Here is an 18819-nt window from a genome sequence, read left to right as displayed (position 1 = left end):
GGTTTTAATACATGAAACGATTTCTAAAACGAAGCCTATCAAATCTTTCCATTGTCTCAGGAGGCACACGTTTTCCTTCACGTGCCATAAGGCAATTTGCTGGATGTGAAGTAATTTCGGGATCATCCGTAGCGAAATATTCAAAGCCGACGGAGCTCATCATTTTCTCCATCATTTTGCGGTAGTCCCAAACATTTAAACCCGTTCCTTTTAAATCCCAATGCCAATAATACTCGGTAGTAATCACCAGATAGTCTTCCATTTCATCTCCCATAAATGAAACGGCTAGCAGAGCCTTACCTGAACCCGTTCCACGATAGTCTGGAATGACTTCAATGGCTCCCAATTCAATCATGTCATCGATTCGATCTTCTGCCCATCGTTCAAGTGGATCAGGATAAAGGTAGGTAACATAGCCTACGATAATATCTTCGTTTCGAATAATAATAATACGACCTTCTGGGAGCCCTGCAATTTCGATGATGGCCTGCTGCTGCTGTTTTGGAGGTCTGAAGGCAACCAAGCCCTCATGGAATGAATATGTAGCTAATTTTTCTGGAGGTACAGGTCCTTCCACATACACAGTACCATGCTTAGTTTCCTTTGTGACAGAAAAAAAAGTTTTTTTATGTTCCATAATTACACCACCTGAGTTTAATAATTCCATTATAGCTGATTTCTTGCGGAAAAACGCTTATTTTTGCAAAATATACCTGTATTTTTGGAAAAGTGAAAATATTAAGACAATCCATCGAAATTCGTGTAAAATAAAAATATAATGCTTCTGTTATTTAACAGATGAAAGTAGTGTGATTAAGAATTCTATCATTATTATAGTAGTAAACTGTTATATAACAAAGGCTGTATATCAAATTTGCTTTTACGATTATGTCTAAATTTTAACAGGGGGGATTGTTGAAATTTAGACAAATGCAAAAGCGAAGAAAGGGGTAGTTTTATGGGGATGAAAATGAAGGAGAAGCTAATGGCTTTACCTGGTCAACACCATTTAACGAATTACGAAGAAGTAGCAAAGTCTCATAATTGGACGAATACGGAAAAGGCATTTAGCTGGCACGAAACAGGTTTAGTAAATATGGCGTATGAGGCAATTGATCGTCATACAGAAACACATCGTAAAAATAAGGTGGCACTTTATTTTAATGATGGTAAACGAAAAGAGGCTTACTCTTTTAATGAAATGAAGAGATTAACAAATAAAGCGGCAAACGTTTTTAAATCAGCTACTAGCCTGCAAAAGGGTGATCGTTTATTTATTTTTATGCCACGTTCACCTGAGCTTTACTTTTCATTGTTAGGTGCACTGAAAATGGGTGTTATTGTTGGACCATTGTTTGAAGCTTTTATGGAAGGAGCTGTGTATGATCGTCTGGCAGATAGTGAGGCGAAAGTATTAGTCACAACACCAGCGTTGCTTGAACGTGTGCCATTAGCCAAGTTGCCTCAGCTAGAACATGTTTTTTTAGTTGGGGAGGATATTGAGGAAACAGCTCAAATTCTAGACTTTAATAAACATTTAAAAGAGGCTTCGGCACGATTTGAAGTGGAGTGGGTTGAGAGAGAAGATGGGATGATTCTTCATTATACTTCAGGTTCAACAGGTGCTCCAAAGGGTGTGTTGCATGTCCATAATGCAATGATTCAGCAATATCAATCAACACAGTGGGTGCTTGATTTACGAGAAGACGATATCTATTGGTGTACAGCCGATCCTGGATGGGTTACTGGAACAGCCTATGGTATTTTTGGGCCTTGGTTAAACGGTGTGACAATGCTAATTGTTGGCGGAAGATTTTCACCGCAAGCATGGTATCAAGCCATTGGGGATTATGGTGTAACAGTTTGGTATAGTGCGCCAACTGCGTTCCGTATGCTCATGGGGGCAGGTAGTGGTTTACTCGAAAGCTATGATTTATCCTCTTTACGACATGTGTTATCTGTTGGTGAGCCTTTGAATCCAGAAGTTATTCGTTGGGGAATGGAGGAATTAGGACATCGTATACATGACACATGGTGGATGACCGAGACAGGAGCTCATATGATTTGTAATTATCCTTCGATGGATATTAAGCCGGGTTCGATGGGGAAACCTCTTCCAGGTATTCATGCAACGATTGTTGATGATGCTGGTAATGAAGTGCCACCCTTTACAATGGGTAATCTAGCTATTCAACGTGGTTGGCCAGCCATGATGCGCCAAATTTGGGGCAACCCAGAGCGCTATGAATCTTATTTTCTAAAAGGACAATGGTATGTATCCGGTGATTCGGCTTATATGGATGATGATGGTTACTTCTGGTTTCAAGGACGTGTGGATGATGTCATCATGACAGCTGGTGAACGTGTAGGACCGTTTGAAGTAGAAAGCAAGCTTCTTGAGCATCCAGATGTAATCGAAGCAGGTGTTATCGGGAAGCCAGATCCAGTGCGTGGGGAAATCATTAAAGCCTTTGTATCTTTACGAGAAGGGGTTGAACCTTCTGATGCATTGATTGAAGATATCCGTGATTTTGTTAAGAAAGGTTTATCTGCACATGCAGCACCGCGTGAAATTGAATTTAAGGATAAGTTGCCAAAAACACGTAGTGGTAAAATTATGCGTCGCGTATTGAAAGCATGGGAATTAAATTTGCCAACTGGTGATTTATCGACGATGGAAGATTAAACAAGTAAGCTATAACAACAATTGATATTTATACAACATATGCATAAAAAGAAGGCAAGGATTCATTCGATGAACGAAAGGATTCTTGCCTTCTTTTTTCTGACTTTACAATGTTACATAAGCATTCTAAAGATGAAGTAAAGTCTACAGAGAAAATATATAATTTTATAAAAATTCAGTTGACTTAATAAATATGCAGACGTATACTATTTTTAACTTATTTCAGAGGTGAGTGCATTGAAAGTAGGTATTGTTGGAGCAACTGGATATGGTGGACTAGAGCTTATTCGATTTTTACATAACCATCCGGCTGTGGATCAGATTGATTTATTTACCTCATCAGAAGAGGGTGTACTTTTTTCTTCAAAATTTGGTCATCTTGTTACGATAGTAGATACGCCATTACAAAAAATAGAGTATGACACTTTAGAAAAATTTGATGTTTTGTTTACGAGTGCACCATCTGGCGTAACTAGTGAGCTTTTACCGCCATTGATTGGAAAAGGGCCAAGATTAATCGATTTATCTGGTGATTATCGCTTAAAAAATCTCGCAAGCTATGAAGCATGGTATGGCAAAAAAGCGGCACCATCCCATAGTGTGCAACAGAGTGTGTATGGCTTAACGGAATGGAATACAGAACTTATCCAGCAAGCAACACTTATTGCTAATCCAGGCTGTTACCCAACAGCGGTTTTGTTATCCTTATTGCCACTTGTAAAGGAGCGGTTGATTGATCCGAGCTTTTTAGTGATTGATGCTAAGAGCGGTATTTCGGGAGCTGGCAATAAGCCATCACAAACGACCCACTTTAGTGAGGCGAATGAGAGCTTTTCAATCTATAAAGTAAATACACATCAGCATATACCAGAAATCGAACAGGCACTTTCCATGTTTGCTCATGTAGATACAACGATTACTTTTAATACGCATTTGGTGCCAATGACACGGGGGATTTTGGCGACATCCTATGCACCTGTTATGCCTGGCATTACAGAGGCACAATTGATCACTTGTTTACAGACAACCTATGAAGAGCATCCATTTGTTCGAATAGTTACGGATGCAAAGGGTTTAGGGACAAATCGTGTGAAAGGATCAAACTATTGTGATATTTTGGTAAAAGTTGATTCCCGTACGAATCGTGCCACGATTGTCAGTGTAATTGACAATCTTGTCAAAGGGGCAGCAGGGCAAGCTATTCAAAATATGAATGTGCAATTTGATTTACCACAAACGACAGGGCTAGATGTTGTACCGTTCTTTATTTAACAGCATGCAGGGAACTGTATGCTTGTCTTATTTTATCCATCAAAGGAGGAATTTCGAATGACAGTCACTACGTTAACAACTGTAATGAAGAAATTATCAAGTAAAAATATCGTTTCACCAAAAGGCTTTAAAGCGGCAGGATTACATTGCGGTTTAAAGCATAAGAAAAAAGACTTAGCACTTTTAGTAAGCGAAGTACCCGCAAGTGTAGCTGGTGTTTTTACAACAAATGCTGTTCAAGCAGCACCATTAAAAGTCACGAAAGAAGTTGTCTATACAACAAAGAAAATGCAAGCAATCGTTGTGAATTCTGGCAATGCGAATGCCTGCACTGGTAAACAAGGGGTTAAGGATGCCCAAACGATGCAGGCGTTAGCTGCTGAAAAACTAGGAATTGCACCGAATTTGATAGGTGTTTGTTCAACGGGTGTTATTGGTGAAATAATGAAATTGGAACCAGTTGCTAACGGTATTCAACAGCTAGAGCCAAAGGATAATTTAGAAAGTGCCATTGACTTTGCACAGGCTATTTTGACGACAGATACGGTTATGAAAAACACAAGCTATACTACAACGGTGGATGGCAAGGAAGTCATTATCGCTGGTGTTGCAAAAGGTTCAGGCATGATCGAACCGAATATGGCAACAATGCTTGGTTTTATTACAACTGATGCCAACATTGAATCTGATGTGTTACAAGCGGCTTTATCAGCTATTACAAATTTGACATTTAACGCTATTACAGTGGATGGGGATACATCCACTAATGACACAGTGGTTGTATTGGCAAACGGTTTAGCGGGAAATGATACTCTAACGCCTGAGCATCCAGACTGGCAAAATTTTTATTACACGTTGCAAACAGTGGCGGAAGATTTAGCAAAAATGATCGCCAAAGATGGAGAAGGGGCAACAAAGCTCATAGAAGTGGAAGTTGTTGGGGCAATTTCAGATGAAGAGGCACGAAAAATTGCTAAAACTGTCGTGGGTTCACCACTTGTGAAGACGGCTGTTTTTGGCTGTGATGCTAACTGGGGGCGTATTATTGCTGCGGTAGGGTATAGTGGTGCAACTATAGATCCAGATAAAATTACTATTCAAATTGGTGGTGCCACAATGGTTGAAAACGGTGAGCCAATTGCTTTCTCTGAAGATGCGTTAATTCAAATATTAAAAATGCATGAAGTAAAAATCTATGTGTCTCTTGGTCTGGGTGAAGGTAAGGGGCATGCTTGGGGATGTGACTTAACATATGACTACGTCCAAATCAATGCCTCATACCGCTCGTAAACGTATGGTGATTAAGCTTGGAGGCAGTACACTGGAAGGGTTAAATGAAGCTTTCTTTGATAATTTTAAAAGGTTACAAGAAAGTGGGGTAGAACTGATTATCACCCATGGTGGTGGTCCAGCCATTAATCGCGAACTGGCTGCTCGAGGTATACAATCACATACAATAAATGGCATACGTGTTACGCATGAGGCGGCTATGAAAGTTGTCCAATCGACTTTAATCGGTCAAGTGAATCCTGCGCTAGTTCATGAATTAACACATGCAGGTATAGCTGCTCTTGGGTTAAATGGCTTTGATGGTCAATTGATGGTCGCAGACTTTTTAGATCAAGCTATTTATGGCTATGTTGGAGCTATCAAAACCATCAATACGTCATTATTGGAAATGTTAATGAGTGGGGGGATTGTTCCAGTTATTGCTTGTGTAGGTGCTAACGAAGCAGGTCAGGCTCTCAATATAAATGGTGATACAGTGGCAAGTGAAATTGCGCTAGCGATAGGGGCAGATAGCTTATTACTCGTAACGGATGTGAGTGGTATTCGTATTCAGGATGAATATCAATCAATAGCTACACCTGCTCTCATCGATCAGTGGACAGAGCAGGGGCATATATACGGAGGAATGATTCCGAAAGTACAAGGGGCTATTGACTGTTTACGTGCAGGTATTCCTTCTGTACAAATTGTGGGAGAAACATTAATAGGGACAACGATTATCGCTTCGAGTAAACTTCATTCGCCCTAGAGTTCTAATAAGATAATGTGATAAGTATAGTTGTTAAAAGAAGACTATTTCTAATGATAGTGGAGATGATAACATGAGTGCTTTATTTGGGAACTACGGTAAGCGCCGCGCACAAATTGTTAAAGGACAGGGGACCATTGTAGAAGATTCTACAGGGAAACAATATTTAGATTTTACTAGTGGAATTGCTGTAGTGAGCCTTGGTCATGCCCATCCAGCCATTGTGCAGGCACTGCAAGAGCAAAGTGAAAAGCTGTGGCATATATCAAACCTTTTTGATATACCGGGTCAGGAGAAGGTAGCACAAAAATTAATCGCCCATACGCACTTTGCTCATGCCTTTTTCTGTAATAGTGGAGCAGAGGCTAATGAGGCAGCTATTAAATTAGCGCGGAAGCATACAGGAAAACATCATATTATTACATTTGAAAAATCCTTTCATGGTCGTACCTTTGGCGCCATGTCTGCAACAGGTCAAGGCAAAGTACATAATGGCTTTGGACCACTCGTAGAAAAGTTTACGATTTTGCCATTCAATGACGTGGCGACACTTGAAGCAGCCATTGATGATTCGGTAGCAGCTATTATGCTGGAAATGATTCAGGGAGAGGGCGGTGTCAATAGCGTATCAGCAGAATTTGCAGCAGCTATTACAAAAGCTTGTGATGACAAAGGGATACTGCTAATTATTGATGAAGTACAAACAGGTATTGGACGAACGGGCACACGCTATGCCTTTGAACAAACGGTATTAAAACCACATATTATGACATTGGCAAAAGGATTAGGCGGTGGTTTCCCTGTTGGCGCCATGCTAGGAACTGCCGAGCTTCATGCGACATTTAGCCCTGGAACACATGGTACAACATTTGGTGGAAACCCTCTTGCAATGAATATAGCACAAGCTGTTTTGAGCCATGTATTTGAGCCGGAATTTTTACAGCAGGTACGAGAAGTATCGGCTTATTTTGTGGCTCAGCTAAAAGCAAATTTACCTTCTAGCTATACCATTCAGGGACAGGGTCTGTTGTTAGGGATTGGTTGTGGTGATACAGAGGTAGCACCTTATATTGCCGCAGCAGAAGAGCGTGGTCTTTTATTAGTGGGGGCAGGACCAACTGTTATTCGCCTTTTGCCACCATTAACGGTCACAAAGGAAGAGATAGACAAAGCAGTGGCTATTTTAAAGACGGTTTTACATTGAACGAATAGAGGATGAGTTATAATTAATTGTCCATGATGAAGGCTAGACATTTTCAATTAACAAAGCTATATAAATAGATAACCCGAACTATTACGAAACACTAGATGAGCGTTTCGTTAAATAGTTTGGGTTTTTCATTGGATAAAATCCTTTTGTACCAGCTGCCTTGTGTTGTTAAAGAGTTATTGGAGCTGTTTTACTAAAGTGCTCACTAATTCGGGTAGCCACTTTTCAAGCTGACTAAATGTAAATCCTGCTTTCTCTGCTTTCTCATTCGACATATACCAGTCTGCAGGAACTCCATAGGGTGACTGTGATTCCTCGTTTCCTCCAATAAGTGAAATTTTTGCACGCTTACCACTTATCTCTTCAATCATAGCTATTAGATCCTTAAGTGATATAGTACCAGACGCAGTAGCGTTGTATGGACCTTCTATAGGAGTAACACCAGTAAAATATAAAAATGCAGCTGCTTCCTCATCTGTAATATAGCTCATTTTTGCATCTATGTTTGGTAAAGTGATCGGTTGATCCTGTAAAATACGTTCAACATGGAAATGTAAACGATGTGTATAGTCATGTTCCCCCATCACAATCGGAAAACGTACAGCGACAACTGGGAACGAAGCCTCTTTAAATAAGACAGCCTCTGCTTGTCGTTTGCCCTCTCCATAAGAAAATTCCTCTTGTTGACCCATGCGAATTTGATACTGGAATGGGTCAAAGTCCTCTTCCTTTTTCATCTTTCCATCTACTTCATAGGTTGAAAGAGTAGAGGTGAAAACCAGTTTTTTAGTTTTCCCCTTTAATAGCTCACAAATTGCTTGTGCCTCGTTGGGAGAATAGCAAATATTATCATAAACAATGTCCCATGTAGTATTAGCTAGTGCCTGTGCTAAAGCATCACGATCATTACGATTGGCCACTAATTGCTTAACATTTGTACCAAAGGGATTACCGCTTTGACCACGTGTTAAAATCGTTACATCATGTCCATTTTGAATACAAAGTTCTACCAGCTTTTTACCAAAAAAACGTGTGCCTCCTAAAACTAATATGTTCATATTTTCCCACCCCTTCAAAATAGTAGTCCTCTTTATAATGACAAAAAAACAGACTTACTACAATTCATAAGTAATGATGTAGTAAGTCTGTTTAGCTAGATTGTTTTATTCGATTGCTTTATGCTAAGCAACATAGATTAGCGTCTTGTTGTTGATGTGTCAGGAGGAGGGGTGTTGCCATTGTCTCCTCCATTTGAGCCATCTTCCGGGTTTTCAGTCCCATTGCCATTGCCATTATTACCAGAGCCTTCGCCGTTATTACCAGAGCCGTTGCCATTATTAGAGCCATTCCCATTATTAGAGCCATTCCCATTATTAGAACCATTGCCGTTGCTACCAGAGCCATTGCCATTTGTAGGTGGCGTTGTTGGTGGAATTGGTTCTTGCTCGTTCTCCTCTGGGTCAGGTTCATTTTCGCTACCACCAGTAGAAACAACATTAGACTGTGGTGATGTTAGACCTGTAATGTCTACAGCGACCACAACATATGCTTGTCCACTAGCAACAGAGATACTTTGTGTTGACTCTAGCACAGACGTTACAAGTGTATTACCACCATTCGTAACGTTGTAGATACGATAACCAACAACATCATTTGATGACTCTGACCATGATAATGTCGAGCCATTTACTGTAGCTGTTACAGCTGCTGGTGGGCTATCGTCCGCTGGGAAATCAACTGCTGATACAGATGAATTCGACAATGTTGAATTCTTTGGTAATAGACTAGCCGGGTTACCACCAAGTCTACCTAGCATTCGTTTGATAAATGCTTGATTAATGCCTGCACCACCTGATTTAACAAATTCTGCTGGTGTATTTGGCAGAGCATTATAGGTTTTTCCTTTAATCGTTACAACACTTGAAGATGCTAAGCTATCATCAGGTTGTGACGGTAAAAATACTTTCGCATTAAATAAATCTGATCGTACAAGACCTGCGTTTGCACAAGCGGCAGAAGGTGCCATACCTGAAATACCACAGAATGAAGCAGTCACAACATTTTTAGGCGCCTTAAAGCTCGTCGGCGGATCAATTAATTGAGGGTCTGCATCATAAACAGCATTCATTAAAGTACCCCATAGCTTATTGACACGAACACTTGGCTGTAAATACGTATTGTTAAATGCATAAAGTGTACGAGGCTGATCGTACCCCATCCATACACCAAGGGATACATTTGGATTATAGCCAACTAACCAAACATCTTTATACTCTTGAGAAGTCCCTGTTTTTGCAGCGAAATCAGAAGAGAATTTTAACGTATTTCGTGCCATTGTCCCTGTTCCCTTCGTTAGAACATCACGTAACATATCTGTCACGATATAAGATGTTTCGGGACTGAACACTTGGACAGGTTCCACTTCATGTTGATAAACAATATTTCCTTCTTGGTCTTCAATTCGATCAATCATATAAGCATCAATGAATTGTCCACCATTTGCAAAAGTTGCAAAGGCATTTGTGTTTTCTTCAACAGTAGTCCCTTCACTTAAAGCACCGATACCCGTTGCTAAGTTTGTAAAATCATCAGGATGTAATTTTGTGAATCCCATTTTTACTAATAAATCAGCAGGGCGTCTATTAATAATGTCATTATATAAACGTAGCGCTGAAATATTTTGAGAGTCTGCTAATGCCTCACGAGCTGGAATAAGACCTCTTTCATCACTCGTAATATAGTTACTTGGACTCCAGGAACCAATCGAGAATTTCACATCAACGAGTGGACTACCTGCACCGATTACCCCATATTCTATAGCAGGAGCGTAAACAAGTAATGGTTTCATAGTAGAACCGTTAGAGCGAAAAGCCTGTGTAGCGTGGTTTACTTGTGTTGTTTTAAAGTCTCGACCACCAACAAAGCTTAAAATTTTCCCCGTAGTATTTTCTATTAAAATACTGCCCACTTGTACAGGCATCTCAATATCTATTTCTTCACCAGTGACAGGATCTTTTCCTTTACCAGTATACGTATGACCGTAATACTGGAAGTCCTTCGCGGCCTTTTGCATGGAATCATACATATCTTTATTAATGGTTGAGTAAATACGATAGCCTTTTGAACGAACATCACGATCTGCTAAAATCATGTATTTATCCTTTAGTTTTTTTTCTGCTTTTAATCGTTCTGGGTCAACCCCATCTTCTTTTGCTAGTTTCTCAGCAATAATTTCTTTTGCACGAGCTTCAAGCTCATATGTTAGCCATGGGTAACGATCCTCCGCACGCATTTCTGGTCCGCGGAAATCTGCCGCTATATCATAATCTAAAGCTTCTTTGTATTGCGCGTCGTCAATATAACCAGCTTCTTTCATACGATATAGTACTGTTTTCATACGATCAATACCCGGTTTTAAAGCTTCTTCACTTTTCAGTTCACCTGTATTCGTAAAAGGTGTGTAGGCAAATGGTGCCTGTGGAATACCAGCTATGTAAGCAGCTTGTGGAAGAGATAATTCTTTAGCTTTCACACCAAAAATCCCTTCAGCGGCTGTTTCAACACCAGCGATATTTCGACCTGAAGAGTTACGACCGTACGGAATAATATTTAAGTAAGCCTCTAATATTTCTTCCTTCGTCATAAAATGTTCTAAACGCATTGCCAGTAAGATTTCCTTAGCTTTACGTTCATAGGATACTTCGTTTGTTAGTACTTGGTTTTTAATAAGCTGTTGAGTAAGGGTAGATCCACCTGTTTGCGTAGCAGAATTAGTGACATCTTGTAATAAACCACGAACAACCGCCTTTGGTACTATGCCGTTATGATCGCGGAAATATTCATCTTCTGTTGCTAGAACAGCATTCACAACATCTGGTGCTACATTGCTAAGTGATGTTTCACGGCGATCCAAATCTGTCCGTAACTTCCCAATATAAATATCGTTGGCAAAATAAATTTCACTGGTTTCTTCATAACTAAAAATTTGATTGCGCAACTCTTCTTTTGAGCGTAATGGCTCTTCTTTTACGAGAGAAGCGAAATACCCAGCTCCAACTGATCCGACAAATACAGTGCCCACCAATGCAAAGACTAAAAATAGTAAAAATAAGTTCCAGGTAACACTACCTGAAATACGTAATTTCTTCATCCATTTTTGTTCAAGTAATTCATCGATCTTCGCATTGATTTTTTCAATCCAATCTTTCAATGTATCGACCTCCTAAAATCTTGTCTATTATAGCACATAATGTTTTAGCTCGAACATAGTTATTGACTTTGAAATAGATTCGTATAGAATTATGTTTATAGTTTTCTAGTGATGAAGAGTTTGCAGTAGTATCTATATTCCCTGTTTAGAGAGCCAGTGGTTGGTGAAAACTGGTCATAGTGTAGAGACGAATTACGTGCTTGGAGCTTAGACGTGCGCGCCTGCGATAAAGGCGGTTGAATGAAGTGGAAGATGGATGACATCTTCAAGCCGGGTGGTACCGCGTTAGCTTGTAACTTAACGTCCCTGCATGCAATTATTTGCGTGGAGGGACTTTTTTTATTTAAATAAGCCCATACACGCAACTGCATTTCAACCATTTTTAGGAGGAATTAACATGACAAATGAATTATTACAAGATTTAGAATGGCGTGGTTTGCTATACCAACAAACAGATGCGGAAGGTATGGCAAAATTATTAGATGATCAATCGGTATCTTTATACTGTGGTGTCGATCCAACAGCAGACTCAATGCATATTGGCCATATTGTGCCACTTTTAACGCTTCGCCGTTTCCAAAAAGCTGGTCACCGTCCAATTTTACTTGTTGGTGGTGCAACAGGGATGATAGGTGACCCATCTGGTCGTTCAGAAGAGCGTCAATTACAAACAGTAGAGCAAATCGATAAAAATGTTCAAGGAATTCGCAGTCAATTAGAACGTATTTTTGATTTTGCAGAAGATGGCAACGGTGCGCAGCTTGTGAACAACCGCGACTGGATTGGCAATATCAATACAATTGAATTTTTACGTGATTACGGTAAATTGATTAACGTAAACTACATGTTAGCAAAGGATACGATTGCTTCTCGTCTAGACACAGGGATTTCGTTTACAGAGTTTGCATACACGTTAATCCAAGGTATTGATTACAATCATTTATACAATCACTACAATTGTCGTATACAAGTAGGTGGCTCTGACCAATGGGGTAATATTACAACAGGGTTAGAAGTTATTCGTAAAACACATGAGGAAGAAACGAAAGCATTCGGAATTACGATTCCTTTAGTAACGAAAGCAGATGGCACAAAATTCGGTAAAACAGCAGGTGGTGCTGTATGGTTAGATAGTAAGAAAACATCTCCATATGAGTTCTACCAATTCTGGATCAATGCTGCTGATGCAGATGTGATCAAATACTTAAAAATCTTTACGTTCCTTTCTCGTGAAGAAATTGAAGCATTAGCAGTCTCTGTAGAAGAAGAACCACATTTACGTAAGGCTCAAAAAGCACTTGCAGAAGAAATGACTCGTTTAATTCATGGTCAAGAGGCATTAGAGCAAGCCATTCGTATTACTGCAGCTTTATTCTCAGGGGATTTAAAAGCACTTTCAGCTGAAGAAATGAAGGATGCATTTAAAGATGTTCCTTCTATTGAAATGGCTAAAGTAGACAAAAATATTGTAGACCTTCTTGTGGAAGCAGGGATCTCATCCTCCAAACGTCAAGCCCGTGAGGACGTATCGAATGGTGCGATTAGTGTAAATGGCGAGAAGGTGACGGACTTAGAATATGTATTCGATGCGAAGGACCGTTTAGAGGATGCATTCAGCATTGTGCGTCGTGGTAAGAAAAAATATCATATGGTGAAGTTCGTTTAATTTCTATAAATGAAAAAGCAACATCCTCTTGTTTTGGGGGATGTTGCTTTTTTCATTTATAAGAAACTTGGAGGTTTTATTTGTTTATATTCTTTAGGATGCAATAGGTTCGCAAGCTTTAAGGCACCTTCGATCAGCCGTGGAGAGGGGCGGCAATACAGCCATTCTTCCATTACGTGAAGCTGTTTCATTTGAACGGCATGTAGCTCTTTAGCATGTGGACGTTTTAATAAATTAGCAGGCTGTATACGCTCAAATGCTACACCTACCCAAGCCATCATAATGTAGTCGGGCTTTCGCTCAACGACATCTGCCCAATCTGTTTGAACACTGGCAAGATCTACATCTTGAAATAAATTAACCCCACCTGCAATAGCACTAATTTCCGTAAGCCAGTTTATTTTTCCTGGTGTAAAAATAGGATTGGGCCACCATTCCCAATAAAGAGTAGGTTTCTTTTGGATAGTCTGTGCAATGGAACGCATCTTTTCGATAGAATCCATGTATTGTTTGGCGATGGCCTGTGTATGTTTTTCTACATGACAAGCTCTTCCAAGTGTCAGAAGGTCCTGGGCAATCTCCTCTAGTGAGTTTGCATTAAAAATGATGTGGGGAATCTTTCTTTCTTTCAATGCTTCAATATTTCTTTCCATCCCAGGCACACTTAAGGAAGCTAGGACAAGATCAGGCTGTAATGCCTCTAGTGCATCCATATTAATCGATAAATCTGGTCCAAGCTGTGGTAAATCTTTAACCGTAGCTGGCCAATCAGAAAAATCATCGACACCAACGAGCTGGTCTGTCAGCCCTAAATAAGCGACTAATTCTGTATTGCTAGGACAAATTGAAATTAAACGCATATCGTTTTTCTCCTATTCTTTTTAAGAAAAGTATAGCGAGAGTTTCTAGTATAGACAATGTATGTATACTGAACCTATAAAAAAGTGGAGAAAACAAGCGTTTTCTCCACCTATTGTCATGGTAGGCTTATATGAATTCCTCGATTAAGAAAGGGCAACCGCTTCGAGTGACTCCTCTTTTTTCGCAAGAGGCCCCATTGCATTAGTAATGATTTGTTTAATATCCTCTAGTGTTGCTTTACGAGGGTTAGTCTCAGCACAAACATCCAGCATCGCATTTTTCGCTAAGATTTCGATATCCTCATCTTTTGCACCCAATTCACGGAAGCCGCTAGGAATATTTAAATCTTGTGATAGCTTTTCGATAGCTGTAATAGCCTTTTCAGCGGCATCACGCTTACTTAATCCTTCCACATTCTCTCCTAATAATTCAGCGATACGAGCAAAGCGCTCTGTACGTGCTGTTACGTTGTAGCGGCAAACATGTGGCAATAAAATAGCATTGCACACGCCATGTGGTAAATTATAGTAGCCACCTAATTGATGAGCAATCGCATGCACGTAGCCAAGCGATGCATTATTAAAGGCCATTCCTGCTAAAAATTGAGCATACACCATTTGCTCACGCGCTTCTAAATCAGCACCGTTGGCATAAGCACGCGGTAAAAACTCAGGCACGAGTTGAAGTACTTTTTCAGCACATGCATCTGTAATTGGCGTAGCATTAGTAGAAACAAATGATTCAATCGCATGTGTTAATGCATCTACGCCAGTAGCCGCAGTTAGAGCAGGTGGTAAGCCAATCATAAGCTCGGGGTCATTAATGGATAATAACGGTGTTACATGTTTGTCAACAATGGCCATTTTCACTTTACGTGCTGTATCTGTAATAATTGTGAATCGAGTCATTTCACTTGCTGTCCCAGCAGTTGTATTGATTGCAATTAATGGCACCAATGGATTTTGTGATTTGTCAACGCCTTCATAGTCATGAATGCGTCCACCATTCGAAGCAATAAGTCCGATACCTTTTGCTGCATCGTGTGCGCTGCCTCCTCCAAGAGAAACAATGGAATCGCAGTTTTCAGCATGATATACTGCTACGCCATCTTCAATATTCTGATCTGTTGGATTTGGTTCTGCTTTAGGGAAAATTGCTACATCGATTCCAGCAGCTGTAATGATGTTTGCAATTTGTTCTGAGAGACCTAATTTGTGTAATCCCTCATCTGTTACGATTAATGTCTTTTTCACTTCTAAATCATTTAAGCGCTTACCAACTTCTTGAATTGCTCCAGGTCCAAATAAGTTTGTTTTCGGCATAACAAATTGCTTTAGAACGTCTGACATATTTCCAACCCCTTTTAAAAAATTATTATTGCTTGAATGGTGGTGAACCACCTTTCGGAATTCATCGTATTCTATTTTTTGTAAAAGTTCAACTCGTATTTTTATTAAAATTGTTCATTTTATTCATGTTATTATTTCACAAAAAAGTTAAGGTGTTGAAAGGGTGTTTAGAAAGTAGTTTTGTATAAGAATATTGAATTTAATGTGGTTTGAAAAATATTTTACTATGAAAGTAAAATATATTTTTTGGAAAATGGTTCTATTTTCATGAGTAGTTGAATAGTAAATAACTGATATTTTGTTTTTATTATTAAGGTAGTGATTATGTTATTTTGAAACGGTGTAATTACTATTTTAAAGTACATAAGATTGTCATCATATGAGAGGGGAATAATTATTGCTCGTTATAATGAAATACGTCTGCGTTAAAAAATAGTGGCTTTATTTCGAGGGGATTTGTGGAAATAAAAGTTCTTGTATTAGATTAATTTTATAGTTAGATAATCTAATTAAAAGGTGATTCAATGACAAAACTTAAGAAAACGTACACGAATGAAGATGATTTACCAGTGTTAGGGGTAGAGCCATATATTGAACTGATTCAGGCGTCCTCTTCAAGTGAGACAAATCAAGAAGATGCAAAATTGGGATTAATGTTGTTATGGTTAAGTGATCATGTTTTAGATGTAACAGACAATGAGTTAGCTCCTTTTGGAATTACAGAAAGTAAATTGGACTTATTACTATTGCTGACACTACATGAAGAGAGACGTGCGACCCCGTCTGCTTTAGCTAAACGATTGGGAATTACGAGAGCATCAGCAACATCAATGCTGGATTGGCTAGAAAAGAGAAATCTTGTTATACGGAATCATAGTAAAGAAGATCGGAGGAATATCTATGTAAGTTTAACTGATGAAGGGCGTACTTTTATCGCTGAGGTTTTACCGACTTATTGGTCGTCATGTGCTTCTAATTTAATCGATTTGGAACCTGATGAACGAAAAGTATTTGAGAAAGTAGTGAGTAAATTATTAAAATCTATACAAAGAAAACTAAAGGTGGAACGTTAAACTGTAGCTATATTGATACAGTTTAATTTTTAGTCATTTAATTAGATTATCTAACTATAAGTTAATCAAACTAAAAAGGGTGATTTATTTAATGAACATTGTGATTTCAGGAAATCGTGCAAATTATACTTTAATGACAACTATTTTAGCCTGGACAGGTATGGTGGTGATGTCGAGCCTCTATTTAACAATACCTCTTATTAGTTTATTCAGTGATTATTTTCATATTTCATTGTCTAAAGCAGGTTTTACATCAAGTGTTTTTTCACTGGGATTTGCGCTAGGGTGTTTTTTCTATGGTGCAATATCAGAAAAATATGGACGTAAAAATGTCATTGTATTTGGGCTTTTTTCATTAAGTGTGATAACGTTACTTCTAGGTTTAGTTAATGATTTTTCTTTTATTCTTCTATTGAGAGGATTACAAGGGCTTGCGGCAGCTACATTTTCACCAGTAGCGCTTGCTTATACTCTTGAGGTTTTTCCAAATGATCGAAAAGTTGGGGCAGTTGGTTTTATTAGTACGGGATTTCTTGTAGCGGGTATAGTTGGTCAGGTATTTAGTGGATATGTAAGTGAACATAGTCATTGGCACGTCATCTTTTATGTGCTTGCAGTAGTGTATGCTATGACTGCTTTGTTAGTCGTGTGGATCTTACCGAAGGGAATGGTTCACAATGAACCCAAAAATATATGGGCTCCCTTGAAGAGAATCGGTATTATTTTCACCAATAGAAATTTGATATTTAGTCATTTGTCAGTATGTACATTATTTTGGGTGCATATTTAACAAGTGATTCCTTTGGTATGAGAAGTCAGAACCTCATTTACATTCGTGCCTTTGGGATAGTAGGAATGGTTATGTCACCATTTGCAGGGAAATTAGCAAAGCGTTTTAATGAGCTGTTTGTACTGAAAATGGCCTTGTCATTTTCGATTATCGCACTAACCATGATGAGCTTTATTTCAACCATTGCTGGTTTAACGATCGTTAGTATTCTCTTTGTTAGTGGGATTGCTCTTGCGGTTCCTTCATTAGTGACAATTGTTAGTCAGTTAGGCTGGAATATGGGAGGGATTGCAGTCTCTATGTATACAGTCATTTTATTTGCTGGAACAAGTGTTGCGCCATTCATATCTGTTTATTTGATACAATCTGGTAGCTTTGCTGTAGCCTTTCTTCTTCTAGCTATCACACTTAGTATCGGATTCGTTTCCGCACTAATGATTACAATTGGAAAAAACAAAAGTTTAAATTAATTGTTTAGGGGTGTTAGGATGAAGCTCCAAGTAAAAATTATTATTACAATTATATGGTGAAGACAATAAAAAAGCCCTGAAACCTTGATATACAAGGGATTTCAGGGCTTTTGTTGTCATTAACGAGAGTAGTACTCTACGATGAATGATTCGTTGATTTCAGCTGATAATTCAGAACGCTCAGGAAGGCGAGTGAATGTACCTTCTTTTTTGTCAGCGTCGAATGTTAAGTAGTCAGGTACGAAGTTGTTTACTTCGATAGCTTCTGCTACAACAGCAAGGTTTTGAGATTTTTCACGAAGAGAAATCGTTTGACCTGGTTTTACGCTGTATGATGGGATATCAACGCGTTTGCCATCTACTAAAATGTGACCATGGTTAACTAATTGACGAGAACCACGACGAGTACGAGCTAAACCTAAACGGTAAACTAAGTTGTCAAGGCGAGTTTCAAGAAGGATCATGAAGTTTTCACCGTGAACACCTTTCATTTTACCAGCGCGGTCAAATAGTGTACGGAATTGACGTTCGTTCATACCATACATATGACGAAGTTTTTGCTTCTCTTGAAGTTGTAAACCGTATTCTGATAATTTTTTACGTTGGTTTGGACCGTGTTGACCTGGTGCGTAAGGGCGTTTTTCGATTTCTTTACCTGTACCGCTTAGTGAGATACCAAGACGACGTGATAATTTCCAAGATGGACCTGTATAACGAGACATATTGTTGTCTCCTCCTTTAAATTTGGTTTTTTTGTTGTAAAACAAAAACCAGTAGTACCCATTCTTACACGCATTTTATTTTCATGTACTTTCGCCTATGCAGCCGTTAGGTTACACAATACACCATCTAATTTCCGTTGCTGAAAAATCTAAGTAGTTGTACATATGAAAATAGAGGAATAAAATACAGTTATAAGCTTATACCACTGCTGCGTTTATTTTACACAAACTTCATTGTAACTGCTCAGGACAAGGACGTCAATTATTAACATATAAAATTTCATCATGAGTTTTCATAGTAGGAAATTCCTTAAGACCTATTTCAAATGATGTGGAAATAGTTAATGATACGCTGTGTAATGTAAAATGTAAAAGTAAGGGATAATTACATAGTCAAAATGACACAAATTATGTATAATATATTATAAGTTAATAGTAATTGATTTGGACGTTATATAGAAAAGGTGATTTC

13 protein-coding genes, 1 pseudogene and 1 other annotated feature are annotated in these 18819 nt (G+C 38.8%); of the genes and pseudogenes, 8 read left to right on the top strand and 6 right to left on the bottom strand.

Translation table 11 applies throughout. From position 1 onward, the window contains the following. Positions 1 to 4 precede the first annotated feature (4 nt). Positions 5 to 637, bottom strand: a complete 633-nt coding sequence (locus V6670_RS17075; protein WP_036118837.1) for a GNAT family N-acetyltransferase — start codon at positions 635 to 637, stop codon at positions 5 to 7. A gap of 327 nt (positions 638 to 964) precedes the next feature. Here V6670_RS17075 and acsA point away from each other — a divergent pair, with 327 nt between their 5' ends. From acsA to V6670_RS17050, 5 genes are all read left to right on the top strand, one after another. Continuing rightward, on the top strand, positions 965 to 2686 hold the full coding sequence (gene acsA / locus V6670_RS17070) for an acetate--CoA ligase (protein ID WP_141905370.1): 1722 nt from the start codon (positions 965 to 967) through the stop codon (positions 2684 to 2686). Positions 2687 to 2923: 237 nt separating this feature from the next. Next, on the top strand, positions 2924 to 3958 hold the full coding sequence (argC, locus tag V6670_RS17065; RefSeq protein ID WP_338651740.1) for an N-acetyl-gamma-glutamyl-phosphate reductase: 1035 nt from the start codon (positions 2924 to 2926) through the stop codon (positions 3956 to 3958). A 57-nt stretch (positions 3959 to 4015) separates the two neighbouring features. Beyond that, positions 4016 to 5248 (top strand): bifunctional glutamate N-acetyltransferase/amino-acid acetyltransferase ArgJ, encoded by a 1233-nt coding sequence (gene argJ, locus V6670_RS17060; RefSeq protein ID WP_338651739.1) that lies wholly within the window; start codon positions 4016 to 4018, stop codon positions 5246 to 5248. Then, positions 5211 to 5996 carry an acetylglutamate kinase gene (argB, locus tag V6670_RS17055; RefSeq protein ID WP_338651738.1) on the top strand — a complete coding sequence of 262 codons (786 nt, stop codon included), beginning with the start codon at positions 5211 to 5213 and terminating at the stop codon, positions 5994 to 5996. The genes argJ and argB overlap by 38 nt, the downstream gene beginning before the upstream one ends. A gap of 73 nt (positions 5997 to 6069) precedes the next feature. Further along, positions 6070 to 7200, top strand: a complete 1131-nt coding sequence (locus tag V6670_RS17050; RefSeq protein WP_338651736.1) for an acetylornithine transaminase — start codon at positions 6070 to 6072, stop codon at positions 7198 to 7200. 182 nt (positions 7201 to 7382) lie between these two features. Here the strand turns inward: V6670_RS17050 and V6670_RS17045 are convergent, their stop codons facing one another. Together V6670_RS17045 and V6670_RS17040 are read right to left on the bottom strand one after the other, a co-directional pair. Next, the gene (locus V6670_RS17045) at positions 7383 to 8264 is read right to left on the bottom strand and encodes an NAD-dependent epimerase/dehydratase family protein (RefSeq protein ID WP_036118853.1); all 882 of its coding nucleotides are present in this window, start codon (positions 8262 to 8264) and stop codon (positions 7383 to 7385) included. 137 nt (positions 8265 to 8401) lie between these two features. After that, the gene (locus V6670_RS17040) at positions 8402 to 11416 is read right to left on the bottom strand and encodes a transglycosylase domain-containing protein (RefSeq protein WP_338651735.1); all 3015 of its coding nucleotides are present in this window, start codon (positions 11414 to 11416) and stop codon (positions 8402 to 8404) included. Between the two features lie 102 nt (positions 11417 to 11518). Then, positions 11519 to 11727: a binding site (T-box leader), on the top strand. An 86-nt stretch (positions 11728 to 11813) separates the two neighbouring features. Between V6670_RS17040 and tyrS the strand changes: the two genes are divergently transcribed. After that, the gene (gene tyrS / locus V6670_RS17035; protein ID WP_141905314.1) at positions 11814 to 13082 is read left to right on the top strand and encodes a tyrosine--tRNA ligase; all 1269 of its coding nucleotides are present in this window, start codon (positions 11814 to 11816) and stop codon (positions 13080 to 13082) included. Between the two features lie 56 nt (positions 13083 to 13138). Here tyrS and V6670_RS17030 read toward each other — a convergent pair whose 3' ends face one another. Together V6670_RS17030 and V6670_RS17025 are read right to left on the bottom strand one after the other, a co-directional pair. Beyond that, entirely contained in the window at positions 13139 to 13942 is an 804-nt protein-coding gene (locus V6670_RS17030; protein WP_338651734.1) for a cobalamin-binding protein, read from the bottom strand. A 144-nt stretch (positions 13943 to 14086) separates the two neighbouring features. Beyond that, positions 14087 to 15292, bottom strand: a complete 1206-nt coding sequence (locus V6670_RS17025; RefSeq protein WP_338651733.1) for an iron-containing alcohol dehydrogenase — start codon at positions 15290 to 15292, stop codon at positions 14087 to 14089. A gap of 524 nt (positions 15293 to 15816) precedes the next feature. On the opposite strand from V6670_RS17025, the gene V6670_RS17020 reads away from it, so the two are divergent. Beyond that, positions 15817 to 16365 carry a MarR family transcriptional regulator gene (locus V6670_RS17020; RefSeq protein ID WP_338651732.1) on the top strand — a complete coding sequence of 183 codons (549 nt, stop codon included), beginning with the start codon at positions 15817 to 15819 and terminating at the stop codon, positions 16363 to 16365. A 91-nt stretch (positions 16366 to 16456) separates the two neighbouring features. Then, positions 16457 to 17625 (top strand): annotated as a pseudogene (locus V6670_RS17015) (MFS transporter). Positions 17626 to 17744: 119 nt separating this feature from the next. On the opposite strand, the gene rpsD reads toward V6670_RS17015, so the two are convergent. Further along, positions 17745 to 18347: a 30S ribosomal protein S4 gene (gene rpsD / locus V6670_RS17010; RefSeq protein ID WP_036118865.1), complete on the bottom strand. Its 603-nt coding sequence runs from the start codon at positions 18345 to 18347 to the stop codon at positions 17745 to 17747. Between the last annotated feature and the right edge of the window lie 472 nt (positions 18348 to 18819).

Source organism: Lysinibacillus sp. Y5S-8 (assembly GCF_036894365.1).
GTDB lineage: Bacteria > Bacillota > Bacilli > Bacillales_A > Planococcaceae > Lysinibacillus > Lysinibacillus fusiformis_D.
The sequence above is the reverse complement of the archived record's forward strand: the minus strand, read 5'-3'. Positions and strand labels throughout refer to the sequence as shown.